General features: G+C 63.5%; 23 protein-coding genes. 14 read left to right on the forward strand and 9 right to left on the reverse strand.

The features are described 5' to 3' along the window. Positions 1 to 106 precede the first annotated feature (106 nt). Positions 107 to 1,003 carry a glycosidase gene (locus tag AYX22_RS06165; protein WP_207596653.1) on the forward strand — a complete coding sequence of 299 codons (897 nt, stop codon included), beginning with the start codon at positions 107 to 109 and terminating at the stop codon, positions 1,001 to 1,003. Between the two features lie 90 nt (positions 1,004 to 1,093). Further along, entirely contained in the window at positions 1,094 to 1,378 is a 285-nt protein-coding gene (locus AYX22_RS06170; RefSeq protein WP_207596654.1) for an acylphosphatase, read from the forward strand. Between the two features lie 6 nt (positions 1,379 to 1,384). Here the strand turns inward: AYX22_RS06170 and AYX22_RS06175 are convergent, their stop codons facing one another. Both AYX22_RS06175 and AYX22_RS06180 read right to left on the reverse strand, forming a co-directional pair. Beyond that, the gene (locus tag AYX22_RS06175; RefSeq protein ID WP_207596655.1) at positions 1,385 to 2,281 is read right to left on the reverse strand and encodes a ribokinase; all 897 of its coding nucleotides are present in this window, start codon (positions 2,279 to 2,281) and stop codon (positions 1,385 to 1,387) included. A 22-nt stretch (positions 2,282 to 2,303) separates the two neighbouring features. Beyond that, a complete protein-coding gene (locus AYX22_RS06180; RefSeq protein WP_207596656.1) occupies positions 2,304 to 3,077 on the reverse strand; it encodes a GntR family transcriptional regulator in 774 nt (257 codons plus the stop codon). 135 nt (positions 3,078 to 3,212) lie between these two features. Here AYX22_RS06180 and AYX22_RS06185 point away from each other — a divergent pair, with 135 nt between their 5' ends. Together AYX22_RS06185 and AYX22_RS06190 are read left to right on the forward strand one after the other, a co-directional pair. Beyond that, on the forward strand, positions 3,213 to 4,664 hold the full coding sequence (locus AYX22_RS06185; RefSeq protein WP_207596657.1) for an MFS transporter: 1,452 nt from the start codon (positions 3,213 to 3,215) through the stop codon (positions 4,662 to 4,664). Positions 4,665 to 4,757: 93 nt separating this feature from the next. Next, the gene (locus AYX22_RS06190; protein WP_207596658.1) at positions 4,758 to 5,750 is read left to right on the forward strand and encodes a nucleoside hydrolase; all 993 of its coding nucleotides are present in this window, start codon (positions 4,758 to 4,760) and stop codon (positions 5,748 to 5,750) included. A gap of 67 nt (positions 5,751 to 5,817) precedes the next feature. Here the strand turns inward: AYX22_RS06190 and AYX22_RS06195 are convergent, their stop codons facing one another. After that, the gene (locus tag AYX22_RS06195; protein ID WP_207597496.1) at positions 5,818 to 6,570 is read right to left on the reverse strand and encodes a metalloregulator ArsR/SmtB family transcription factor; all 753 of its coding nucleotides are present in this window, start codon (positions 6,568 to 6,570) and stop codon (positions 5,818 to 5,820) included. 442 nt (positions 6,571 to 7,012) lie between these two features. Between AYX22_RS06195 and AYX22_RS06200 the strand changes: the two genes are divergently transcribed. The 5 genes from AYX22_RS06200 to AYX22_RS06220 are packed head-to-tail and all read left to right on the forward strand — an operon-like array spanning position 7,013 to position 13,407. Then, entirely contained in the window at positions 7,013 to 9,100 is a 2,088-nt protein-coding gene (locus tag AYX22_RS06200; RefSeq protein WP_207596659.1) for a beta-galactosidase, read from the forward strand. Continuing rightward, a complete protein-coding gene (locus tag AYX22_RS06205) occupies positions 9,100 to 10,080 on the forward strand; it encodes an ABC transporter permease subunit (RefSeq protein WP_207596660.1) in 981 nt (326 codons plus the stop codon). Before AYX22_RS06200 ends, AYX22_RS06205 begins: the two co-directional genes overlap by 1 nt. A 56-nt stretch (positions 10,081 to 10,136) precedes the next feature. Continuing rightward, positions 10,137 to 11,006: a carbohydrate ABC transporter permease gene (locus AYX22_RS06210; RefSeq protein ID WP_089597228.1), complete on the forward strand. Its 870-nt coding sequence runs from the start codon at positions 10,137 to 10,139 to the stop codon at positions 11,004 to 11,006. A 20-nt stretch (positions 11,007 to 11,026) separates the two neighbouring features. Next, positions 11,027 to 12,676 (forward strand): extracellular solute-binding protein, encoded by a 1,650-nt coding sequence (locus tag AYX22_RS06215; RefSeq protein WP_242703544.1) that lies wholly within the window; start codon positions 11,027 to 11,029, stop codon positions 12,674 to 12,676. Between the two features lie 8 nt (positions 12,677 to 12,684). Continuing rightward, a complete protein-coding gene (locus AYX22_RS06220; protein ID WP_207596662.1) occupies positions 12,685 to 13,407 on the forward strand; it encodes a YesL family protein in 723 nt (240 codons plus the stop codon). On the opposite strand, the gene AYX22_RS06225 is transcribed toward AYX22_RS06220, so the two are convergent. Beyond that, positions 13,404 to 14,741, reverse strand: coding sequence for an amidohydrolase family protein (locus tag AYX22_RS06225; RefSeq protein WP_207596663.1), 1,338 nt, complete (start codon positions 14,739 to 14,741; stop codon positions 13,404 to 13,406). The two genes, AYX22_RS06220 and AYX22_RS06225, sit on opposite strands and share 4 nt — an antisense overlap. A gap of 121 nt (positions 14,742 to 14,862) precedes the next feature. On the opposite strand from AYX22_RS06225, the gene AYX22_RS06230 reads away from it, so the two are divergent. Next, positions 14,863 to 15,069, forward strand: a complete 207-nt coding sequence (locus tag AYX22_RS06230) for a hypothetical protein (protein ID WP_207596664.1) — start codon at positions 14,863 to 14,865, stop codon at positions 15,067 to 15,069. Between the two features lie 272 nt (positions 15,070 to 15,341). Here the strand turns inward: AYX22_RS06230 and AYX22_RS06235 are convergent, their stop codons facing one another. From AYX22_RS06235 to AYX22_RS06245, 3 genes are read right to left on the reverse strand one after another with little or no spacing between them, the layout of a single operon-like run. Then, positions 15,342 to 17,336: an HNH endonuclease signature motif containing protein gene (locus AYX22_RS06235; protein WP_207596665.1), complete on the reverse strand. Its 1,995-nt coding sequence runs from the start codon at positions 17,334 to 17,336 to the stop codon at positions 15,342 to 15,344. A 44-nt stretch (positions 17,337 to 17,380) separates the two neighbouring features. Continuing rightward, a complete protein-coding gene (locus AYX22_RS06240) occupies positions 17,381 to 17,875 on the reverse strand; it encodes a DinB family protein (RefSeq protein ID WP_207596666.1) in 495 nt (164 codons plus the stop codon). Beyond that, complete coding sequence (locus tag AYX22_RS06245) at positions 17,872 to 18,303, reverse strand: VOC family protein (protein ID WP_207596667.1); 432 nt, start codon at positions 18,301 to 18,303, stop codon at positions 17,872 to 17,874. Before AYX22_RS06245 ends, AYX22_RS06240 begins: the two co-directional genes overlap by 4 nt. A 260-nt stretch (positions 18,304 to 18,563) precedes the next feature. On the opposite strand from AYX22_RS06245, the gene AYX22_RS06250 reads away from it, so the two are divergent. Genes AYX22_RS06250 through AYX22_RS06260 form a run of 3 tightly spaced genes read left to right on the forward strand, consistent with a single transcriptional unit; the run spans position 18,564 to position 20,359 of the window. Beyond that, on the forward strand, positions 18,564 to 18,929 hold the full coding sequence (locus AYX22_RS06250; protein ID WP_242703545.1) for a hypothetical protein: 366 nt from the start codon (positions 18,564 to 18,566) through the stop codon (positions 18,927 to 18,929). A gap of 54 nt (positions 18,930 to 18,983) precedes the next feature. Then, entirely contained in the window at positions 18,984 to 19,673 is a 690-nt protein-coding gene (locus tag AYX22_RS06255) for a hypothetical protein (protein ID WP_207596668.1), read from the forward strand. Continuing rightward, positions 19,670 to 20,359, forward strand: a complete 690-nt coding sequence (locus tag AYX22_RS06260; protein WP_207596669.1) for an SDR family NAD(P)-dependent oxidoreductase — start codon at positions 19,670 to 19,672, stop codon at positions 20,357 to 20,359. The genes AYX22_RS06255 and AYX22_RS06260 overlap by 4 nt, the downstream gene beginning before the upstream one ends. A gap of 123 nt (positions 20,360 to 20,482) precedes the next feature. Here the strand turns inward: AYX22_RS06260 and AYX22_RS06265 are convergent, their stop codons facing one another. Both AYX22_RS06265 and AYX22_RS06270 read right to left on the reverse strand, forming a co-directional pair. Next, positions 20,483 to 20,983, reverse strand: coding sequence for a GNAT family N-acetyltransferase (locus AYX22_RS06265; protein WP_207596670.1), 501 nt, complete (start codon positions 20,981 to 20,983; stop codon positions 20,483 to 20,485). A gap of 50 nt (positions 20,984 to 21,033) precedes the next feature. Beyond that, positions 21,034 to 23,385: a glycoside hydrolase family 3 N-terminal domain-containing protein gene (locus AYX22_RS06270; RefSeq protein ID WP_207596671.1), complete on the reverse strand. Its 2,352-nt coding sequence runs from the start codon at positions 23,383 to 23,385 to the stop codon at positions 21,034 to 21,036. 200 nt (positions 23,386 to 23,585) lie between these two features. Here AYX22_RS06270 and AYX22_RS06275 point away from each other — a divergent pair, with 200 nt between their 5' ends. Further along, positions 23,586 to 24,692: a Gfo/Idh/MocA family oxidoreductase gene (locus tag AYX22_RS06275; RefSeq protein ID WP_207596672.1), complete on the forward strand. Its 1,107-nt coding sequence runs from the start codon at positions 23,586 to 23,588 to the stop codon at positions 24,690 to 24,692. Positions 24,693 to 24,700 lie beyond the last annotated feature (8 nt).

Genomic DNA, 24,700 nt, shown 5'->3' on the forward strand with positions numbered 1-24,700 from the left:
CAATGTCACACTCGGTCACGACACACGGTGTTTACCTTCTGCAGTCGCGGGAATTAACAATTCATTGGCAAACTGCAAGAAAGTATTCACCCGTTGAAGGAGAAGCATGGGCGCGAACACCGCCGAGAACACCAACCTTCGTCTGAAGGCCGTACTGGACATCCTCGCTGAAAGCGTGTGGTCCGAGACAACCCTCAACGCCGGCGAGGTCCTGGCCGAAGCGATCGTCCGCGTACCTTTCAATGACCACGAGGCTGAACTCCTCAGTGGCGGCATCCCCCGCGGCCACAAGACCCTTACCTCGGCATCGGCCAAGCTGGTCAAGGCCGGCTGGCTGGTCAAGGGCCGTTCCGGCTGGACCATCCCGGAGGACGGCCTGCGTGCGACGGTGGCGTTCCCTGATGTCGCCGCTTTTGCGGCAGCGCTCGACGCCGGAACTCCGGTACCAGCCGATGTTCCGGTTCCGACGGCCCCGCCGGTAAAGGCTCCGGCCAGGAAGGCAGCTGCCAGCAAGCGGGCCGCTGCAAAAAAGACCACCGAGCCCAAGGCGGCGGCTGCTGAGGTCGCCGAGCCGAAGGTTGCCGCTGCCAAGGTTTCTGCGCCGAAAGCCAAGGCTGCGACAGCCAAGGCAGCGCCTGCCGCGAAGAGGTCCACGCGGAAGGCGCCGGCCAAGGCAGCGGCGGCCACCGCCGTCGAAACCGTGCCGCAGCCCGAGGCCGTCGCGATTGCCGGTGACTTCAACAAGATCCTCGGTGCGCCCGAGGATTGGGCGCCGCAGTACGACGAAGCCCAGATGGAGTTCAACCCGCTGGTCCAGGTGTGGACCATCACGGCTGAACTGCCTGCCGGCTTCTACACGTACAAGATCGCGCTCAACCGCTCGTGGGACGAGAACTATGGTGCGTTCGGCGCCCGCGATGGCGCCAACCACGAGTTGAACCACGACGGCGGCCCCGTCACCATCACGTACAGCCACGCGACGCGGGACATTGTGATCGGCTGAGTATTTCCTGGCTGGATCCCGCCCTTGTTCGTCCCATGACCCGTTGAACGGTAGGGGCCGAACAAGGGCGGGATTCGTTAAGGTGGGTCCATGACTGACGAAACCGTTCGCCTCACAGCCCGCATCACCGGCGTTGTCCAGGGTGTGGGTTTTCGCTATTGGACTGCCAGGAAAGCTGAAGAACTCATGCTGACGGGAACGGTCCGAAACAACCATGACGGATCCGTGCAGTTGGTTGCAGAGGGGTCAGCGGCAGACGTTGACAGCATGGTGACGTGGCTGCATTCAACACGGGCGCCGGGCCGGGTGGAGAACGTGGACTTCGAAGTCTCGGAGGCCACCAGGGATTTCGAGGACTTCAGGATCACCGACTAAGACTGATTATTTGGTGGCCGAACCTGCGTGGAGGGCTGCCCGGGTCGCTTCGATGTAATGCTCCAAAGGCTTCAGCGCCGGCTGGGATGAAGCATCCCGGACTGCATCCGCGCCGACGGCGTTCGCCACGGCCAGTGCGTGACCGTACTCAAGGCCGGACTGGAGTGCCAGGACCAAAGCGGCGCAGAAAGCATCCCCGGCTCCAATGGTGTTGGCAATGTCCGTGACACGTACGGCCGGGGCCTCGGCCACTCGTTCTCCATCGACAAAGATGGCTGAGCCGTCGCCCCCGTAAGTGACGGCAACCAGCGGGGCATTTCGAAGGGCCGGAATCAGTTCATACTCTGTCTCGTTCACGATCACCAGGTCGCAGCGTTCCAGGAGTTCGGGAAGGATCGGTGCGGCCGGGGCCGCGTTCAGGGCGAAGAATCCGTTTGCTCGGCGGGCGGCCTCCAACACCAGGTCCTGGTCCACTTCGAGCTGGCAGAGCAGGGCCTCGTCGTCACCGAAGGAGACACCGTTCAAGGCCACGGAGCCGTTGGCGCCGGGGCAGACCACAATCTGGTTCTCGCCCTCGCTGTCCACCAGCACCAGCGCTGTTCCCGTGGCGGCATCCACGCGGGCAATGTCCCGGACATCGACGCCGGCACCCGCCATCGCGCTGATGAGGCTGAGTCCCGCGTCGTCCTGGCCCACTGCCCCCACCATGCGGGAAGTACCCGCGAGCCGGGCCGCCGCAACGGCCTGGTTGGCGCCCTTGCCTCCGGGCTGCTGGCGGAGGATGCCGCCGCCGACGGTTTCACCCGGTGAGGGGAGCCTGTCGGCGGTGGCCGTGATGTCGAGGTTGATGCTGCCCACCACGGTCAGGGATGAGGGCGCGGCAAACTGAGGGGACGTGCTCATGGAAGGTCCTTTACGGGTAATTTCAGGAGGACTGGATGACGGAGAGGTGGCCGGCCTTGGCAGCCACCAGGCATTTGGCGAGGTAGAAGGCGTTGCCGTTCCGGCGCACGTACTGGGTCAGGACCAGTACGGGGTCGGACGGGCGGAGGCCCAGCAGCTTTGCACGGCTGGGACCTGCGGTGCTGAGGCTGATTTCACATTCGCCGGGTCCGAGGGAAACCCCAGGAAGTCCGCTGAGGACTTCGAGCAGCGTGGACGCGGAAAGGGTGGGAGCTTCTGCCGCTTCGGCCAGGGCCTGGGCTTCGGGGATCCCTTGGGCCACGTTTTCCTGGAGGTGGGCAACAGGCTCACCGTTGCGGATGAGCACGCTTTCCCAGAACCACACGTCTTCATCAGGCTGCACGCCGATGCCGGGAGCCACGAATTCCGACGCCGGCTGCTTGATCGCCGCGACCCGTTTGACCTGGATGTCCTGGTCGGGTCCGCCAAGGAGTTGGTCAAACGGGCGTATGTGTTCGATGCCGATACGGGGAAGCGAATCCGCTACGAAGCGGCCGACGCCGCGCCGAGCCCGGGTGAGGCCGTCTTCTTCGAGCAACATCAGCGCTTCCCGGATCACGGTGCGGCTGACGTCCATCATGGTGCCCAGCTCGGTCTCCGTGGGGAGCAGCGAACCAGGCGGCAGGATCTTGGTGCGGATGGCCTCAGCGATGCGGGAGTAGGCCGCGACGCGCAATGGCTGACCTGGCTGGGCAGCGATGGGGCGTGACAGGAATTGGACGGCGTTGTCGGTCAAGGGTGCCTCACTTGAGATGGGTTACCGACACTGTACCGGATGACTGTGACAGGTTGCACAAGCTCGTAATACATGCTTGTATAACAACTCACATCTCGTGGCGCCGCCCCGCGCCCTCGGACAAAGGAGTTTGATGTGAACATCCCCACCGCCACTGGCCAGCAGCCTGCAGACCCGCAGGCCCCGGCATCAACGCAGACACCAGCAGCCGCGGACGAAGGCCGCTTCCACGGAAAAGCCGCCGCGCTGCTGATCACCACGCTGGTCCTGGCAGTGCTGGCCTTCCAGCTCAACGCCAGCATGATCACCCCGGCGCTCCCGCACATCGGCTCCTTCTTCGGCGAAACACCCGAAGCCGTTGCGCAGGTCCAGTCGATGTTCTTCCTGGCGGGCGCCATTGCCGGTCCGGTCATCGGGCGATGGAGCGACTTCATCGGCCGCCGCAATGCCCTCCTGCTGGTGCTGGCGATCATGGGCGCCGGAACGGTCCTGTGTATTTTCGCGCCCACCCTGCCCCTGCTGGTCACGGGCCGCTTCATGCAGGGTGTCTCCAGTGCCATCTTTGCGCTGTCCTACATCGTCCTCAATGAGTACCTGCCGGCGCGGCTCTTCGGCACTTCCATCGGCATCATCGCGGCCATCAATGGCGGCGTTGGTGGCGTGGATGGCTACTTCGGCGGACTCATGGCCGAGACCCTTGGCTTCCAGTCGATTTTTGTCGCCGTCCTGGTTTTGGCCGCGATCGCCGTCGTCTGCGTCATCAAAGTGGTCCCCGGCGGCAAGTCCGCGGCGGCTCCGGGCCGGATGGACTGGTGGGGTGCAGGCTCGTTGTCCGTGTTCCTGGTCTTTATCACCTACTTTGTCTCCACCGGTTCTTCAGCCGGCTGGACCTCGCCTGCCGCCCTCGGCCTGTTGGCCGGCAGCATCGCTTCCTTTGCGGCGTTCTGGCTCATCGAAAAGAAGCGCGAAACTCCGCTGGTTGCAGTACACCACCTCCGTTCACGCCAGGTCTGGCCCGTCATTGCCACCACCGTGCTGACGCTCGCGGGCATCTTCGCCATCATCAACTTCACTGTGGTGCTGCTCAGCCAGGACAAGGAGAACGGCTTCGGTCTGTCCGCCTCGGTCGCCGCCCTGCTGTTCCTCACCCCTGCGGCACTCATCGGCGTGTTCGCCGCACCCCTGGCCGGATGGATCGCCGACCGCCGCGGTTGGATCAAGACCGTCCGCGTCGGCACGGCAACCAGCCTCGCCTGCGCGATCGTCGCAGCACTGTTCGCCCACCACCAGATCGCGGTCCTCATCGCCATCGCAGCCCTGGGCATCTTCTACAACGGCTTCTTCCTCACGGCCATCAACGGCTTGTCCGTGCTGCTCTCTCCCAAGGAAGCACCGGCCGCCTTGCCGGGCATCAACGGTGCCTCCTTCGGCATCGGCGCGAGCCTCGGCGTCGTGATTGTTGCCCCCTTCGCAGGTCAGGGAACTGCCGCCGGATACTCCACAGCCCTCTGGATTTCGGTGTCCATCACAGCACTTGCCTTCATCGTCAGCCTCTTCATCGCGGCACCCAAGGGCGAAAAAATCTAACGCACGAGGCCGGCACCTGGCTGGGCGTGCCACAGACCAGAACTTCACCCCGCCCGCCCCACGACCCGCTCCATCCTGAAACGAGAGACCATCATGACCCAGTCCGCACCCTTCTTCCTTGACTGCGATACCGGCATCGACGACGCCCTCGCCCTCGCCTACCTCCTGGCCGCCCCGCGGGCGGAACTGGTAGGAATCGGCACGGTCAGTGGCAACGTCAGTGCAGCAGGCGGCGCCCGGAACACCCTGGACCTGCTGAACCTGGCCGGCCACCCGGACATTCCGGTGGCTGTCGGTGCGCACGATCCACAGGTGGGTACGTTCCACGGCGGTGCCCCACATGTCCACGGCGACAACGGCATCGGCGGAGTGGACCTGGTCCAGTCTGACCGCGAACCGGTGGACGCAACGGCCGCCGAACTGTTGGTGCAGTTGGCACACCAGTACGCCGGGGAGCTGCGCTTGGTGGCCATCGGCCCGCTGACCAACATTGCCGAGGCGCTGCGCCTGGAACCCAAGCTTCCGGAGCTCATTGCCGAGGTCACCATCATGGGCGGCGCAGCACTGGCCCCCGGGAATATTACGCCGGTGGCCGAGGCCAACATCGCCAACGACCCCGAAGCCGCTGCCGAGGTGCTGGCCGCCGACTGGAACGTCACCCTGGTACCCCTGGATGTCACCATGACCAACGTCCTGGAGGAAAAGCACCGCCAGGAGTTGCTGGCCACCGAGCACCCGGTCTCGCAGGCGCTGGGAGAAATGCTGGGCTACTACTTTGGCTTCTACGTCGACATCTTCGGCCGGGCATGCTCGGCGATGCACGATCCCCTTGCCGCGGCCATCGCCGTCAGGGGAGTGGAGCTGACGCTGGCTCCCACCGTTCGTGTCCAGGTGGACACCACTGACGGGCCCGGTCGCGGCCAGACGGTGTGCGATCTCCGGGGACAGTACGCGGGCTTCCCGGAGCAGCGCGGGGCACGCTGCCGGGTAGTGATGGAAATTGGCGAGGACTTCGCACCGCACCTGCTTGGAACTCTGCAGGGGGCCTGGCTCCCTGAAGAGCAGGAGGCAGTGCCCGTCGCCTGACAGGCGGGAGACTGGGGTATCGACGACGGCGGCAGCGGCCCGCCGTCGTCGTCCTCGTTTAAGCCGCCTACGTGTACATGAGCGAGCCGGGTGTGGTGAGCTTTTCGCCGGTTTCCAACCACGTCTTGAGGCCGGAGAGGATCATGGGCCAGCCTCCGTAAAGTTGGTCGTTGGCGCCTTCGCGGAGTTGATCGTGCGTGACGGTCAGGTGGCAGGAGTCGCCGACGGGTTCAATTTCCCAGGTGATCCGCGAGGTTCCCTCGGCCTTCACGTCCTCGCCCCAGAGTGCACGCATGGTTTGGACGAGCCGGCGCGGAGGATCGACTTCGATGTTCTCGCCCTCGCCGAGTGGTGCGTCAGCGTTGACGTTGTGCATCTCGAAGCGGCTTCCGGGCGTCCAGTCCGATGTGAAGGTGTTTCCGAACTGGTACTTGCTGCGGATGTCGCTGTCGGTGATGGCTTCCCAGAGCCGTTCGGGAGTGGTCTTGATGTAAATCTCGAAGATCTTTTCCATGGGACTTTCCAATCTGGATTTGAGGTCGCTGAGGGCAGCGGCCCATGGTTCTGCGTATTTACTCACCCAACGATCGTGGATGAGGCGGATGGGTACCGGGTTCAGGAAGTGCAGCTTTTCGCGTCCCCGACGGCGGGTGACCACCAATCCCGCATCTTCCAGCAGCTTGAGGTGCTTTGCGATGCCGAAACGAGTCATCTCGAACCGGGCTCCCAAGGCGGAGGCGGACTGGCCATCCTCGCGGAAGAGTTCGTCCAGCAATTCCCTGCGGGTGGGGTCTGCCAAGGCCTTGAACACGATGTCCATGGCGTCAGAATAGGTGACCATATGGTCACCTGTCAACGGTTTCCAGGGCCGCTGGGGGTGGGGCGCCGAGATCGTGGACCGGGGCGGGGCGCCGAGATCGTGGGTGCGCTGCGAAACCGCCGTTCCTTTCCGGCGATCCCGCGGCTTTCCCGCGCTCCCGTTGAGAACGAGCCACCTCTCAGGTCTCCGCAAAGATGGTCCGATAGTTTCCATTCAGCCTCGGAAACTTGCTCGCTTCATTACTCGATTTCGCCCGCTGCGCCTGGCAACAGCTGTTCCGAAACTCTGGAAATCAGGCGTCGTTGGGCTATTTTCAGAGGGCGTTGTTACTCGCGAGTTTCCGATACTGACCTGTTGTTATTGCGTAAACTTTACGATAGTTTCTCTCTGTGATGTGCGTCGCACAGTGATGTGGGGCGACGAAGCCGAGTGAAGGACAACGATGACCATCCACCCTGAGGAATTGCGGACTGCCGAGGCGCGGCTCCAGCAACTGCACCAACGAATAGGCGGCATAGCCTACGGCGGGGATTACAACCCCGAGCAATGGCCACAGGAAGTGTGGCTCGAGGACGCCAAACTCATGCAGCAGGCCGGGGTAAACCTGGTGACCTTGGCGGTCTTCTCCTGGAGCCGGCTGGAAACCAGCGACGGCATCTTCGACTTTGGCTGGCTGGATGACGTCATGGACCTGATGCACTCGCACGGCATCGGCGTGGACCTGGCAACCCCGGACGCTGTGCCGCCGGCCTGGCTGGTGGAGCAGCACCCGGACATCATGCCGGAGCGCCCCGACGGCAGCATTTTTGGCTTCGGTTCCAGGCAGCACTTCGATGTTTCCCACCCCGTGTACCGCGCCAAGTCACTGGCCCTCGCAGAAAAGATGGGGGAGCGCTACGCCGGCCATCCTGCGCTGCGGATGTGGCACGTCGGCAATGAATACGGACCTGTGTCCTATGGTCCGTGGGCTGAGAAGGCGTTCCGGGAATGGCTGCAGCGAAAGTACTCGTCCCTGGATGAGCTCAACCAGGCCTGGAGCACCACGGTGTGGGGCCAGCTCTACTCTGACTGGAACCAAGTCGGCGTCCCTGCCCAACCCCGCACCTGGTCCAACCCGTCACGCCGCTTGGACTTCCATCGCTTCACCTCGGACAGCATGCTGGAACACTTCAAGGCCGAGCGTGATGTCCTTCGCCGTCACAGCCCGGACCTGCCGATCCTCACCAACTTCATGCGCTTCTACAAGACCAACGACTACTGGGCCTGGGCCGCTGAGGAAGACGCTGCGGCCCTGGACATCTACCCGGATCCCCGCGAAGACGACGCCCACATTGCGGCAGCGCTGAACTTCGACCTCATGCGCTCACTCCGTCACGGCCAGCCGTGGATGGTGATGGAGCAAGCCACCGGCGCGGTCAGCCAATGGTCCGTCAACGTCTCCAAGCTTCCGGGCAAGATGCGCCTCGGCTCGTACCAGGCCATAGCGCAGGGCGCTGATTCCATCTTGTTCTTCCAGTGGCGGCAGGCCAAGGGCGGAACCGAGCGCTATCACTCGGCCATGGTGAACCATGCCGGCCCCAACACCCGGATCTTCCGGGAAGTGTGCGAGCTCGGCCAGGAGCTCAAGGCGTTGGGCGACCTGACGGGAACGCGATCCACAGCCAAAGTGGCCATCGTTTTCGATTGGGACTGCTGGTGGGCATTGGAACTCGGCAACTCTCCGAGGTCGGACCTGAACTACGCGCAGGAGGTCCAACGGTTCTACCTCCCCCTGTTCGAGGCCAACGTCACCGTGGATTTCGTCAACGCCAACAGCGACCTCTCCGGGTACAGCCTGGTGATCATGCCGGCTTCGTACCTTCTGACGGACGACGCGGCAGCCCGCTTCGAAAACTACGTGGCCGACGGTGGAAGGCTGGTGGTCTCCTACCTTTCGGGCATCGTAGACCAGGACAACACCATACGGCTGGGCGGCTACCCGGGCGCGTTGAGGAAGGTCCTGGGGGCATGGAGCGAGGAAATGCACCCGCTCGCCGGCGCGGACGAGCACGTAAAGCTCTCAACGCCCGACGGCGGCACCTCCTCCGCGAGCTACTGGACTGAGCATCTGCACGCCGAAGCTGCGGAGGTCCTGGCCAGCTACTCCTCGGGCCGCCTTGCCGGTGCTCCGGCCGTCACCAGCAACTCGTTCGGCCTTGGCACTGCACTGTACGTGTCGGCACGCGTTGACGAGGACTTACTGAACCAGCTCCTGGAGGACCAACTTCGCGCGGCCGGTGTGGAGCCGGAACTGAAGGCGCCTGCAGGAGTCCAGGTCCGCCGTCGTGCTTCCACTGTCGCGGACGGCACCAACAAAAGCTTCCTCATGGTGCTCAACCACAACGATGCGCCGTCCAGCGTAGACGTGCTCGACGGCGGCACGGACCGCCTCAGCGGACGCGCGGTGAGCGGGCTGGTTGAGCTCCCAGCCAACGGAGTCCTGATTCTGGACGAAATTCCGGACGAAGCTGCCGGACGGGAGGCGGACTGATGGCTTTGCGACTGGATGTTCCACCCAAGGCCGTCGCGGGCCCCGAACCCGGCTCAGCGAAGAAGCGGCGCAACAAGCCCGGAAGCTGGAAGCTGGCGCTCAAACGCGACTGGCGTTTGTACACACTGCTGGCGCTGCCCCTGCTGTATCTCCTGATTTTCAGATACCTGCCCATGGCCGGCAATGTGATCGCTTTCCGTCAGTTCCAGCCCGGAGGCAGCATCTTCGGCGAGAAGTGGGTGGGGTTCAAATACATCACCCTGTTCATCAACGATCCCAGCTTCTGGCAGGCCTTCCAGAACACCATCATCCTTGGCGTCCTGACCCTGGTGTTTTGCTTCCCGATGCCCATCATCTTCGCGCTCATGCTCAACGAGTTGAGGTCGCAGAAGTTCAAGAAGTTCGTCCAAACCGTGGCCTACCTGCCGCACTTCATGTCCGTGGTGATCATCGCCGGCATGATCCTGCAGAACTTCTCCATGACCGGCACCGTGAACCAAATAGCGGAGTCGTTGTTCGGAACCACCGTGAATTTCACGCAGGACCCGGGCTGGTTCAGGCCCATGTACATCAGCTCCGAGGTCTGGCAGACCATGGGCTGGGGCGCCATCCTCTATCTTGCAGCGCTGACGCGCGTGGACGAATCGCTCTATGAGGCGGCCCGGATCGACGGCGCCAACCGTTGGCAGCAGACCTGGCACGTGACTCTCCCAGCCATCAGGCCAACCATCATCACCCTGTTGATCCTGAACATCGGCACCTTCATGGCGGTGGGTTTCGAGAAGATCCTGCTCATCTACAACCCGCTCAACTACGCAACCTCAGACGTCATCTCCACCTACCTGTACCGGGTGGGCCTGGAATCCAGCAACTTCAGCTACGCGGCCGCCATCGGAATGTTCGAATCCGTCATCGGCCTCACGCTGATCCTCTCAGCGAACGCGATCTCAAAGCGCCTCGCAGGAACGAGCCTGTGGTGAACAAGACAGCTACTGCCATCAAGGGCGGCGCCGCCCAAGGCGTCCTGGTGAAGGACATGAAAGTCTCACGCGCCATGCGGATCTTCCGGGCGTTCAACCTGGTGTTCCTGCTGCTGGTGGTGTTCCTGACGGTGTACCCGTTCCTGAACATCATTGCCCAGTCGTTCTCCAGCGAAGGGTTCATCAACGCCGGACAGGTCAACCTGTTCCCGATGGGCTTCAACACCGAGACGTACAAGCTGATACTGGCCGATTCCACCTTCTGGAACAACTACGGCAACACCGTGCTGTACACGGTGGTGGCAACGGCAATCTCCATGGTGCTCACCACGTCGTTCGCCTACGCCATCGCCAAGAAGGACCTTAAAGGACGCAGCGTCTTCATAGGCCTTGCCGTGTTCACCATGTTCTTCAACGGCGGTCTGATTCCCAACTACGTGCTCATCAGTTCCCTGGGCATGCGGGACTCCATCTGGGCCGTGGTGCTGCCCAACGCCATCAGCGTGTTCAACCTGCTCATCATGAAGTCCTTCTTCGAGAACATGCCCCGCGAACTGGAGGAAGCGGCATCGATTGACGGGCTCACCCAGTACGGGGTGCTGTTCCGGGTGGTCCTGCCGCTCAGCAAGGCAATCGTGGCCACCATGATCCTGTTCTACGCCGTAGCCAACTGGAACTCCTGGTTCCAGGCCTTCCTCTACCTCGACAACCCGGACCTCTTCCCGGTCACCATCTACCTGCGCAACATGATCGCCGGAGTCACCACAGCGGGCTCAGCCGGCGGAACAGCGGAGAACGTCGGCCAGATCGCCGCCAACATCCAATCGGTCACCATCGTCCTGACCGTCATCCCGATCCTTTGCGTCTACCCCTTCGTGCAGAAGTACTTCTTCTCGGGCGTCATGCTCGGTTCCGTCAAGGAATAACCCTTATGAAAGGACATCCAATGATCCACAAACCTGAGCTCCGCCGACCAGAATTCCGCAGGCGCGATTTTCTTGGACTCGCCTCTGTTGCCACCATCGGACTCATGCTGACCAGTTGCGACGCCGAAACCACCGAAAAGGTGGATACGTCCAAGTCCCGCAACGGCGCGATGGACAGCTTCAATGTCGGTGATACCTTCAAGGCGACGGTGCCGTTGACGTTCACCTTCCTGTTCTCCGATCAGCCCACCTACCCGTACAAGAAGGACTGGCTGCTGTTTACCAAAATGGCCAGCGACAACAATGTCACCTTGGAACCGACCATCGTGCCCAACAGCGATTATGAACAGAAACGCAGCCTCCTCATCAGCTCTGGCAGCGCGCCGGAGATCATCGCCAAGACCTATCCAGGACAGGAAGCAGCGTTCGTTTCCGCCGGTGCCGTCCTGCCCGTCAGCGACTACGTGGACCTGATGCCGCATTTCCAGGAGAAGGTGAAGAAGTGGAAGCTCGAGCCCGAGATTGAAGGACTGACCCAGGAAGACGGCAAGTATTACGTCCTGCCCGGTTTGCATGAGGAACTCTGGCCCGACTACTCCCTGTGCTTCCGCAAGGATGTACTGAAGAAGGAAGGCCTCTCCGAGCCCACTACCTGGGACGAATTCCGTGACGTGCTGCGTTCGCTGAAGAAGGCCTACCCGGACGTGGTGCCCTACTCTGACCGGTTCAAGGGTGACAGTGTCCTGAACATCGCAAGTGCAGCCTTCGGGACCGTGGCCGGCTGGGGACTGGTGGACGGCCTGCAGTTCGACGAAGACAAAAAGGAGTTCGGCTTCGCTGCTGGTTCGGATAAGTTCAAAGACCTGGTGACGTACTTCAACTCCCTGGTGTCCGAAGGCCTGATGGACCCTGAAAGCTTCACCCAGACCGACGACTCTGCCATCCAGAAGTTTGTCTCCGGCAAGTCGTTCGTCATCAGTGCCAACTCGCAGAACGTCATCACCTACCGCACCTCCATGGAGCAGTCCTTGGGCAAGGGCAACTTCGAGATCGGCAAGATCACGGTTCCGGGTGGCCCGGCCGGAGACGTCATCGGCGGAACCCGGTTGGAGAACGGCATCATGCTGAACTCGTCCGTGAAGGACAAAGACAGCTTCGTGGCGCTCATCCAGTACATCGACTGGTTGTTTTACAGCGACGCCGGTCAGGAGTTCAGCAAATGGGGCGTGGAAGGAACCACCTTCACCAAGTCCGGCGGCAAGCGCCAACTCGCATCCGACATTAACTTCCAAGGCCTCAATCCCGCCGGCACCAAGGACCTCCGGGTGGAGTACGGATTCTCCGGCGGCAACTTCGCCTACGGTGGGGCCACGGAACTGCTGCAGTCCACGTTCAACGACGAGGAACTGGCGTTCCAGAAAGCCATGAAGTCCAAGAAGCCGCGCCCCGTGCCCCCTCCTGTACCGTTCAACGACGTGGACCGGGAGCAGGCGACCCTTGCACTCACCCCGCTCAAGGACCACGTCAAGCAGAACACCCTCAAGTTCATCACCGGTCAGCGTGCTCTGGCCGAGTTCGACGCCTACGTGAAGGAACTCGACAGCAAGGGCCAGACGAAATACGTGGAGTTGGCGAACAAGGCGTACAAAGCATACGCGGATAAGAAGTAGCTCTTCTGATGGCTGCGAAGGAGGAACAGTACGGATCCGGCCCTCTGTTCAGGGCGGCGGGCGTGGTGTACGGCGTCATGGTGGGTGGAGCTTTGCTGGTGCTGGCCAACGCGCTGGTAGTGCTCATGCCGTTGCTGGCTGGACTGGTGGGTCCTGGGGCGCTGGTGGGGTTCGTGCTGGTGGGCCCCTCCGTGGTGGCTTCCTGCTATGCCTTCAACCGGCTTCTCGCTGGTGAGGACACGGGGGTGTTCCACGACTTCGTAAAGGCCTATCGACGCAATTTTGGACAGGCATTGGCGGTCTGGCTGCCCTACGCCGCCCTCCTTGCAGTCATCGCCTCGAACCTCGCCAGCCTGCCGGGCAGCAACCTTGAAGCGGTTGCTGCCCGGATCGGGCTGGTGGGGCTTGGCCTTCTGGTGAGCACGGCTGCCCTGCACGCGATGTTGTTGCTTGCCCGCTTCGATTTCCGCACCGTGGACATCTACCGGCTATCCATCTACAGCATTGGTGTCCGGAAACGGGTAGCGCTCGGGAACGTGGGGATCCTCTTCATTACGGGCTTCGTGCTGATCTCCACCAGCGTGTGGCTGATGCTGTTTGCCGCCGGGCTGCTGGTCTACCTGCTGTGCATGAACTCCCGACCGCTGCTGGCGTTGGTGGAAGAGAAGTTCACCGTTTCGGTGGCTGTCAGCGCGGCAGGTTCCCTGGCGGGATCCGCCCCGGTGGACTAGAGGTTTGTCCGGACCACGGCACCTTGCGCGATCACCGTGCTGACCTTTTCCAAGGCAGAGCCATCGGTCAGTGGATCCGAATCCACCACCACGACATCCGCCGCTGAACCGCGAACCAAGCGGCCAACGTTTTCGCCGCGTCCCAGCAAACGCGCCGCATTGGTGGTGGCTGCCTGCAATGCTTCCAAGGGGGTTAGTCCGGCTTCCGCGAGCAATCGGGCCTCCGTGCCGATCGGCGTCACGTCCGTTCCGAAGGAATCGGTGCCGGCCACGATCGTGACTCCGGCGTCCTTGGCTGCGCGCACGGCAGCTTGAAGGATGGGTGTGTATTCCGTTCCGCGTGCGGCCAGGATCGGGTTGGCGGAGCGGGCCATACTCGTGATGGCATCCATGGTGGGTGTGAAGAACGTGCCGCGCCGGGCCATCTCCTGGATGGTCTTTTCCGTCATGAAGACGCCGTGCTCGATGCTGCGCACGCCTGCTCGGACAGCGCCATCGATTCCTTCGGCGCTGTAGGCGTGGCAGAGGACTCCGGCTCCCTTGGCTGCCTTAACGATCGCACCGATCTGGTCCACGTTGTAGACCAACTCGCGGGGATCCTGTTCGGGAAGGCCAGCCCGCGGGTTGGCCCGGGTTTTGATGACCTCGGCGCCGCGCTTGAGGTTGACGCGGGTCAGGTACGCGAGGTCCTGCGGCTCCGTCACGCCACCGCTGAGCGTCGCCAGAGGCGCCAAGTCCGGATCAGCCAGGAGGGAATCTCCCTGATCCGGTGAGATAAACAGCCCCGCCGGAGTCATCCTCGGCGAGAGGCCAGGAGCCCACGACGGCAGCGCGGCGAGAGCAATGTCCTGGTAGAAAGTGCTCGATCCGCTCCGTACGCTGGTGGCTCCGCCTTGCAGGAGAGCCCGGGCGTCTGCCAGTGCGTTCGCGTGGACGTGGGCATCGACGAGTCCCGGAAGGACCCATTTACCCGAGGCGTTGAGCCTACGGGCACGGTTCTCGACGGCGGCAACAGCCTTTCGTGTTTCGTCCCGGGTGCCGACGGCGGTGACCTTGCCGCCGTCGAGCACCACCACGCCATCGGCCACAGCATCGCCGGTCTTTGGGTCCACCACGGTGCCGCCCTCGATGATGAGCGCTTGGGTGGTCAACGGACGACCGGGGTAGTTTGGGCCCGACTGCGTGTTGTCCGCAAGGGCAGCTGGTGCTGATGCCAGTTGCGCGGCGATGCCGGCCACGGAGATCCCGGCCAGTGCTGCAGCTCCGGCGAGGATGCCTCGGCGGGGCAACTCACCCTGGGGCTTGGGTGCTGAGGTGTGATCGTGAAGGCACATTGTTGGACTCCTGAGGAACGGGCTGCTGCGCCGCTACTTGGCTGCGGTTGAGCATTTGGTATTCCAGAATGCCTCAGGCTTGTGGTGTGATGCAAGAGACTGCTGAAATTAATGAGATAGCTTGAATGCTTGGTATGCCAAGGCTGTACAGGTGATGGATGGACTTGGTTGTCGGGGATGCGGGGATCCTCTGCATGGCCGGATTCGTGCTGATCTCCTCAACGTGCGGCCGATGCTGTTCGTCGGCGGCCTGCCGGTCGCCCTGCTGTGCCTGAACGCCAGGCCGCTGCTGGTGTCGGTAGAGGTAAGGCTCACCGTGGCCGAATAGACGGCTGGCGATTCACTCCCGGGGAGTCGGCACTGTGTACGCGCCGGTGTTTGCAGTTGCAGGCCCGCGGGGGTTGGGCACGGGAGGGCCCCGGGAACGAACAAAGTGTCGCCCTGGCCCTCACGATATTCCGACACCAAAGTTCGCCCGTCACCCAAGCCCGCGGCGCATCCCGCGCACCGTTTTACTGGACGGGTCGCCCTGTTATTCGGACGGTGCTGGGCGTGACCCGGCTTCACGGTTGGGCGTGTTGTTGTTCTGCGGACGCTTTCCTATGTTCTGTGGGGTGTGTGGTGGTGGTTGCGTCGGGGTGTTTGGTGTGGGTCGATGTGGGGTGGGGGGATGAACCAGGGGATGCCGGTTTTGATGTCGATGCGCCATTGTTCTTTGTGGATGAGGTGGTGGTGGTGGCTGCAGAGCAGGGTGCCGTTGTCTGTTGAGGTGGTGCCGCCGTGGGACCAGTAGGTGGTGTGGTGGGCTTCGCACCAGGGTGCGGGCATGGTGCAGTCGGGGAAGGCGCATCCTTGGTCGCGGGCGGTGATGGCTTTGCGGATGTGGGGTGGGAAGATCCGGGTGGTGCGGCCGATGTCCAGGATGCGGGAGTCGCTGCCGAGCACGACGGGGAGGATGTCGGCGTCGCAGGCGATTTTGCGGATGGTGTTCGGGTGCATCGGGCCGGTGAAGGTCGCGGTGCCAGTCCCTACCCCGGCCCCTGTCCCTATCCCAGCCACTGGCGCTGCCCCAGCCCCGGTCCCTAGCCCAGCCCCAGTCCCTATCCGAGTCCCTGTTCGGGTGCCGTGCTGGTTCGGGGCGGTGCCGGTGCCGGGGTTGTGGTGGTGGTTGTGGACTTGTTCGAGGAGTTCTTGGTATCCGATGGTGACGGTGAGTTGGGGTGGGAGGCCGCCGTTGGCGGGTAGTTTTTCGGTGCGCATGGCGAGGCTGCAGGCGCTGGTGAGGCCGTTGAGGAGTTTCTGTGGGCGGCTGCGCCGGTCGAGGTCCGGGCTGGTGCCTGTGCCTGGGCCGTTGTGTGGGTTGTTGTGTGGGTTGTTGTGTGGGGTGTCCCCGGTTTCGGTGTTCTCCGTGGTGCCGGTGCCGGGGGTGGTGAGGCGGGGGTTGGTGGCGACGTTCATGGCGGTGGCGAGGATTTCGTATTGTTCGTCGGTGGCGAAGATTTCGAGGTGGTGGAGGCCGTGGCGGCGTCGGCGGCGGAGGAACACGCCTTGGAGTTGACGGAGGATTTCTTCGGTGGGTTCGGGGCCGTCGTGGTCGATGGCGTCGATCCAGCGTTTGGCCATTGTGGTGACGAAGTCCGGGTCGGTCTCGACCGCGGTGGTGGTGAGGGCGTGTTCCATCCGGGTGAGGGTGTCCTCGTCGGTGAGGTGCCGGACTTTGTCCAGGGCGGTGCTGATGATCGAGGCCGAACGGGAAGGCACCAGTGCGGAACCAACCGCTTGCGCGAGTATTGCGTGGCGGGCCGGGATGTCCTGCCCGGTGATCCCGGTTTGGGGGAGGACGTCCGGGGCGAGGGCGAGCCGGCGCTTGGCTTCTCCGATGCCGATCCGCAACCGTGCGCGCAGGAACTGGGCCGCGTTCCGGTACCCGTCATCCAGAACACTGGCCGCTCCCGGAACCGTTACGCCCGGATCCGTCGCCTCTGGAACCGTTACGCCCGGAGCCGTTGCGTCCGTGGCTGGTTCGGTCCAGCCGGTCCGCCATTGCGGTGCTGCCGCCGAGGGTCCGGGCTTGGTTTGCTGGGCTTCGGTCCGGGTCCGTTCCACAGCCTGCGCCGCGACCACCTGCAAGTACTCCACCGACCGGGCGATCTCCTCGACCTTGCCGGCAAAATCCGCTGCCTCCTCGAACCCAAACAACCGGGTTTTAGGAATGACGGATTGGCGAAGGGATGTCAGGATCGCACCGGCCTGCGCAAGAGGTACGTCTACGACGTCGGGAGAGGGTTGGCCCGCATCGACAAAGCCAGCCGCGCGCTTAATGTCCGCAACCGGAACTACACGCAAGCCCGGAGCAACCTCTGCGGAGCTCAGGCCGCCAGCGTAGCCCGACTCCGAGGACCGCGCCATCGGACTCAGACCGAGAAGCAGCCCAGTGCCGCTGGACGTATCCGCATCCTGGCCTACCGCCGTCGTGAGCTTGAATGCCGGGACCCGGGCAGGCCCGTTAAGAGATGTGAGGGCTCTTTGACGAAGCAGCGCATGGCCGCGGGGCGAGCCTGCCCGCCTTGCCAATACCTGCCCGATTGCTCCCATGAATCAAGCATGTCAGGGGGGTCCGACATTATTAGGGCGCCCGGCTACCGGGTGATCTGCTCCCGCAAAATATCCGCGTGCCCGCAGTGCTGGGCGAGTTCGCGGAGCATGTGCAGGTATACCCAGCGGAGGGGGAGCGGGCCGCGGCGGTTCCCTAGCACAAGGTCGTCGAGGCCCAATTGGGCCGCCGCCTGCCTGGATGCCGAGCAAGCCGCGGCATAGGCGCTTCGGATGCTGGCAATGGTGTCGTTATCGTCCAGGATGAACGAATCGTCCGGCGTCGCTGGGATGCCGATCTCGGCCCGGGTCCTGCACGTGATGGCTTCGTCGAACCACACTTTTTCGACGAAGGTGGCGTGCTTCACCAGGCCCAGGAGCGTGGTGCGCGAGGCGACCAGCCGGCGTCGTGCTTGTTCCTCAGTAAGTCCATCGAGGCACTCGGTGAGGGCCCTGCGATGCTCATCCAGGAATGTGTCGAACTGGGTCCGGGCGTCCTGGTTGATGACATCCTCAGTGGAGGTGTGCGGGAGCGCGCTCATCCGAAAACCACCGTGCCGTCGTCGTTGATTCCCCAGCCGGGGTTGTGCGCGATCTCCCAGACGATGCCGTTGGGGTCCTTGACGTGGCCGTGGAAGATGCCGCCAAACGCGCCTGCCTGCGCCGGCTTCAAAACCGACGCGCCGGCCGCCACCAAGGAATCGATGGTGCTGGCGACTTCCTCGGGGCTGCGGACGTTGTGGGACAGCGTTACTCCGCTGACTCCCGCCGTCGGAGCAGTGGCGCCGAGGTCCTGGTCGAACTTATCGGCGTCGAACAGGCCGATCATCAGCCCTGGCCCGATCTGGAAGAAGAGGATCTCGCCGGGAACGTCCATGGCCGGATCCCAGCCGAGCCCCTCCTTATAGAAGGCGCGGGCGGCGTCGAGATCCTTGGTGGCGAACGTGAGGAAATGCAGTCGCTGGTCCATAGGGGAAGCCTAGCGGGAGGGTACGACGGCGGCACTCGCCTGGGGCGGTTGGTGCAACAACGTTGGCGGAGCCATGCAAAGATTCGGGTGCCATTCGATGCCGACCGTGTCCGCGCGGTGCCGGAACCGCCAACAATGAAGGTATGGCCAAACCAGCGCAGTCCAAGTCACGCGGCACAGAGTCATGGATGCTGGCGTCGGCGCTTTTCCTTACGATGGGGGCTGCCGGGTGTAGCCCTTCGTTAAGTTCGCTGCCGTGCATGCCTCCCGATTACCAAGTGTCCCCTTCGTCGGCGAGGCCGGGTGACATGGTGACGGTCTCGGCGCCGGAGACGAAATGCAATCCCCGTTATGGACCCAACGCGCAGGTTCGTGTCGTCTTGACGGACGCTTCAGGAGAAGACGTCCTCAACACCATGGCTCCCATGACTGACGCGGGCGGTTTCGTGGTCACCATCGAAGTCCCATTGCTGGCAGATCCGGGTGTCATGGCCGTGAAGGCCGAGCCCTATGGTGTCGACTGGTGCGATGACACAGGCACGAACAACCGGGCGAACCAGGGTGAGGCGGAGCTTGAGAGAGCCTCTTGTGCGGAGCCGATGAAGCCACTGACCATCACAAGGTAGCCAACTTGGCCAGTCCTGTTGAGCCCCGGTCCGGGCCGGTGGGAGGATGGAGCAGTGGAACCCCTCTTCGACTTCCTTGGCAGTTACTGGTGGCTCATTTTCCCTATCGGCGGGATGGCTGGTGGCTGGGCGAGGTCGTGGTCGAAAGCCAGCGAGGAACGGCACCGCCGCAAGGTGGAATTGCTGAAGTTGAAGAACCAGTTGGCAGTGCACGAGGAGGCCAACCAGGCCGAGGTAGTCTCGCTGATTGACGCGCATGATTCGGTGAACCACAGATGGCTTGATTACGAACTCGACGTCGGCAACCTTATTGACTTCCCCCTCATGACTGACGTGCGCGAGCCGCTCACCGTCGCGTTCCTGCGCGCCAAGAAAGAGGCCGACGGCTTGCGACCCGCCACTCCTGAAGAGATTTCGACGCCGGCCCGGCTGGCTGAGTACCGCGCAGCTGTCCACAGTTACGAACTCGCTTTCGATGTCGCCGAGCGGGAGGCCCGGCGCATCAAGGACGGCAACTTCAGTGGCCCCGAACGGCAACGACTTGCGACCGCAAGGAAGCTGCTGCGCATCGCCGAAGACACTGCCGCCACCCCTGCTGAACGGCAAACCGCCTACAAGCGGGCACGCAAGGAACTCGATGGCCTGATCGTGCTGCCGGAGGCGACCGTTGCCGCGCTCGAGAGCAAGATCGTCAGCATGTTGGATTCCCGCAAGGACCCGGACACGGACGTGCGGTTCGCTTGACGCCACGCAGAAGGCTCGCCGTCATTACAGGTGCCAGCCGCGGTCTGGGGAAGTCGTTGGTGGAGGAATTCTCTGACGCCGGTTGGGCGGTTGTCGCAGTCACGCGGACCCCCACCACGTGGGCCGGCCGACAGCATGTCACCGCGGTTACACAGGATGTCCGGCACCAGCCGTCCGACGAGCTGCTGTCAACCATCGGGGGCAGATCCGTTGACGTACTCATCAACAATGCTGCCCAGGGGGCTCAGTACGCCGAACTCGGTGACATAGCAACGGAAGGCGTTCTCAACGCCGTCGACGTCAACGTTGCTGGACCCCTGCGTCTGGTGCAGGCCATCCTGCCGAACCTGCTGGCCACACCGGATCCGGTGATCATTAACGTCACGTCCCGCCTGGGTTCGATGGCGGCCCAAGCACGGGGTGACTACGCGGAGCTCTCCACGAGCTACGCGTACAAAATCTCCAAGGCTGCGCAGAACATGCTGACCATTTCCCTCGCCCACGACCTCGCTGGCAGGGTGCGCTGCTGGGCGGTTCACCCTGGCAAGCTGGCCACTGACATGGGGCAGTCTGACGCCTCCAAGGATCCGCGGGTCGCGGCCCGAGAGCTGCGGGAACTGGTTTATTCCGGCGACAGCACATCACCGCGCTTCGTCTCACTCGGGGCGGCCGACCTCGCCTGGTAGCGCCGCCCCACATCAGGCTGTGCCTTCATGACCTTCTTTGACCACGGCTAGGCCGATTTGCAACCCATATCGACTGATTTTGGGCCTGCCTGCAGCCAAAGTGGGTGGGGACGGTACGCGAATTTAGCCCAGCTCCACGCCCATCACTGTTCGCACCACAGATCCGCCCAGATCGTCCTCGAGGTGTCGCATCCCCAGCCGCTCAGCGACTCGGCGTGATGCCGCATTGTCCGGGTGGACGATGGCCACGAGCAGACCAACCCCCACCACGTCGCGCGCGAATTCCAGGCACGCCAGCGCCGCTTCCGAGGCATACCCGCGTCCCTGAAGTTCTCGGCGGACGTGGTACCCGACCTCGAGTTCGGGCCGTCCGTTGACCTGTTGCCACGTCACCCCGCAGTCGCCAACAAAATCGCCGTCGTGTGTCTCCACGATCCACAACCCGTACCCGTGGCGCACGTAGTTCGCCTGGGTCCATTCGATCCAGGCAGTTGCTTCGTCACGGGTTTTGGGGGAGGGGTAGTAGGTCATCACGTCTGGATCACCGAGCATCAAGCTCATCGCATCGAGATCAGCCATCGTCATCTGGCGGAAGCGGAGCCGGGCTGTCGGGTGGGGGAGCATGTCCGCAGCCTACCTTCAGCAGAGCGGGCAAGAAGGATAAGAGCGTCCGCTCAGGCCGTAGTCCGCACTTCCACCGGCGTCAGCATCTCCCGCTCGAACCCCACCACGCGGCGCGGCCCGTGCAGGATCACCTCATGCGTGTGGGCGTCAGCAGTACTGGACGTCGAAACGTGCAGCTTCACCAAACCCGGCGTCACCACTCGCTGAAGGTCCAGGCCGGTAAAGGAGGTCCGGTCGGCGTGAACCAGGAACTCCACCTCGGCAGAACCCCCTGCTGGAAGCTCGACGCGCGCGTAGCCGATCAGCTCGCGGAGGGGACGAACCACTTCACCCACCGGATCCTCCAAGTACAGTTGCACGACCTCTGCGCCACTACGGGAACCAGTATTCGTGACCGTGCAGCTGACGGTGACCGAGTCCGACGTCGACATGGTCGGTGCGCTGCTTTGGTGCTCCGACAACTCCATCGTTGTGTAGGACAGGCCATGCCCAAAACCGAACAACGGCGAGGGGTCCAGGGCGCTTACCCCTGAGGGTCCAGCGAGCTTCGAATGCAGGTACGTGCCGGGCTGGCCGCCGGGGGAGCGCGGCACTGAGACGGGCAGTTTTCCGGACGGATTGACGACGCCGGTGAGCACGTCCCAGAGCGCCGCGGCTCCTTCTTCGCCTGGAAAAAAGCCTTGGACGATCGCGTCGGCACGCTCCACGAAGTCGCCCAGCGCGTAGGGTCGCCCGCTGAGGACCACCACCACCGTGCGCGTTCCTGAATCTGCGCAATCAGCGAGAATGCGGTCCAGCATGAGGTGTTGGTCGCCGGGAAGGCGAAGGTCGGCGGCATCGTTACCTTCGCCGGACGTACCCCTGCCGAACAGCCCAGCGTTGTCGCCAACCACCACCACGCACGTGTCCACGGAGGATGCCACCTGGCAGGCTTCGGCGATCTGCTCCTCAGTGGCGGCCTCGCAGTTTCCGGTGACCGAGGTAGCCACTGACCCGAACCGTCCGGAAGCAACGCCGGCCACGGACGGAACCGAGATTCCCATCGGCACGTCCGGATGTGAAGCTCCAACATGCGCGTCAAAGGAATAGCACCCAAGCATCGCGAAGGGATCGTCAGCCAGCGGACCGACAACACCCAGCGAACCGGTCGACGCGACGGGCAGTGGCAACGCCGGAGCGCCATCGAACTCGCGGTTGCTCAACAGCACCAGGGACTGGGAGGCCAGTTCGCGCGCCAATGCCCGGTTCTCCGCCGGATCAAGGTCGATTGGACCGGACAGCGCTTCGGGGACGGGGGAGAAGTCCGGCGACAACAACCCAATCTCCGCCTTCTGCCTCAGAACGCGGCGCAGGGCGTCATCCACCACGGACTCGTCCAACGCACCCTCGCGGATGCGACGCAGCAGCGGCTCACCGAAGCAGTTCACCGTAGGAAGTTCAACGTCGACGCCCGCGCTCAGGGCCAGCACTGCAGCGTCACCGGAGTCTGCGGCCACGCCGTGCGTGACGTCCAGGAACGCGACGCCGAAGTAGTCAGCCACCACGGTCCCGGTGAAGCCCCATTCCTCACGAAGCAGCCCCGTCAACAGGGCGCGGTTCGCGGCGGCTGGTACGCCGTCGACGTCGGTATAGGCGTGCATCACCGAGCGGGGACCGCCGTGGCGGATCGCCATTTCAAACGGCGGCAGCATGACGTCGGCGAGTTCGCGGGGGCCCATGGAGACGGGCGCGTGGTTACGGCCGGCTTGGGAGGCTGAGTAGCCCACGAAGTGTTTGAGGGTGGCGACGATGCCGGTGGATTCCAGGCCCTGCACGTACGCTGTGGCCACCGTGCCTACCAGATACGGGTCTTCGCCGATGGTTTCTTCCACGCGGCCCCAACGGAGGTCCCGCACCACGTCCAGGACGGGGGCCAGGCCCTGATGGACGCCCAAAGACCTCATACCCGCACCGATCCGGGTTGCCATCTCCCGTACCAAGCCAGGGTTGAAGGTGGCCCCCCACGCGAGCGGAACGGGGAAAGCCGTTGCCTTCCACGCGGCCAGCCCGGCCAAGCATTCCTCGTGGACCTGCGCGGGGATGCCGAAGCGGGAAGCGGCCATGATCTGCTCCTGCGCGGCCGCCAGCCGGTGCGCGCCCTCAGCGGGGTCAACCGGAACGGTGCCGTACATACGCGTGATCTGCCCGAGTCCGTCGGCGATGATGTCATCCCAGGAGCGGGCGTCTCCCGCCATCTGGCTTTGCAGCGGAGCCACGGAATCGCCGTCGGTGGAGGCATTGACCCACACGCCCACCAGCTGGGCGAGCTTCTCCTCCAGTGTCATTTCGCTGATGAGGTGCTCTACGACGTCCGACGCCGGAACGCGGGCAAGTGATTGCTGATCGGCGGCGCCGGTGCTCACAGGCTTCTCCTTGGATTCTGCAGATGATTTTTAGAAACTATCAGAAACATCCAATTACTTTCCATAGTAGAAAAACCTTGACTTCATCAGCGGCATCTTCATAGCGTTGAGGACTGAGGCGGAAGCAGTGCGTCCAAAGGTGCGGCCGGCCTTGCGAGAAAATAAGAAACTTTCGGAAATGAAACCACCATCGGAGAACCATGCACACCTACAGAGTGGCCATCGTCGGCGCTGGCGGGATCGCGGCAGTCCACGCGTCCAACCTGGCCCGGACCGATCACAGGGCGGAGTTGGTGGCCGCGTGCGATGTTGACGAAATCCGCCTGCAGGCCTTCGCTGACGACCATGGCATTGCCGGCCGCTACCAGAGCCTCACCGAGCTGCTGGCAGAGTCGAAACCGGACATCGTGCACCTCTGCACGCCGCCTATGATGCACATCGACCAAGCTATTGAGTGCCTCGAAGCCGGCGTCCATGTCCTGTCCGAGAAGCCGCCGGCGCTCAGCCTGGCCGACTTCGATCGCCTCGACGACGCGCAAACACAGGGCGGGGCCCAGTTTTCGTGCGTCTTCCAACACCGTTTCGGTGACGCTTCGGCTGCCGCCAGGGCCCTGATCGGGGGCAGCGATTTTGGCCGTCCGCTCGTGGCCCGTTGCGACACGCTCTGGTACCGGCCCGATGAGTACTTCGACCTCCCTTGGCGTGGCACCTGGAAGGCCGAGGGTGGCGGACCCACCATGGGCCACGGCATCCACCAGTTCGATCTTCTCCTCCACCTGCTCGGCCCGTGGGAGGAGGTCACCGCCATCGCATCCCGGCAAGCCCGCGCCACGTCCACCGAAGACTTCTCCGCTGCTTTGGTCCGCTTCGAAAACGGCGCCGCCGCCACGGTCATCAACTCGCTGCTCTCGCCAAGGGAAACCTCGGACATCCGCGTCGACTGCGAATTCGCCACCATCGAACTCAGCCACCTCTACGGCTACGGCACCAAGGACTGGACCATCACGGCCGCGCCCGGACACGAAGACGCCGTGTCTGCCGCCTGGAGCGTAAAGCCATTGGAGCGGGGCAGTGGACACTCCGCCCAGTTCCTGGCGATGTATGACGCGCTCGACGCCGGACTGCCGCTACCAGCCGACGCGGACTCTGCCCGGCAAACACTGGAGTTCGCTGCCGCGATTTACGCTTCGGCCTTTACCGGCCACCCCGTGCGGCGCGGGGACATCGTCCCCGGCCACGCTTTCTACGAGGGCATGGACGGTGAAGGTCGCGGCACCCACGTCCTGGCCTCCACAGCCCGCGCCTGAAGCCCACA

Origin of the sequence: Arthrobacter sp. D5-1, from assembly GCF_017357425.1 — a bacterium.
Taxonomy (GTDB): domain Bacteria; phylum Actinomycetota; class Actinomycetes; order Actinomycetales; family Micrococcaceae; genus Arthrobacter.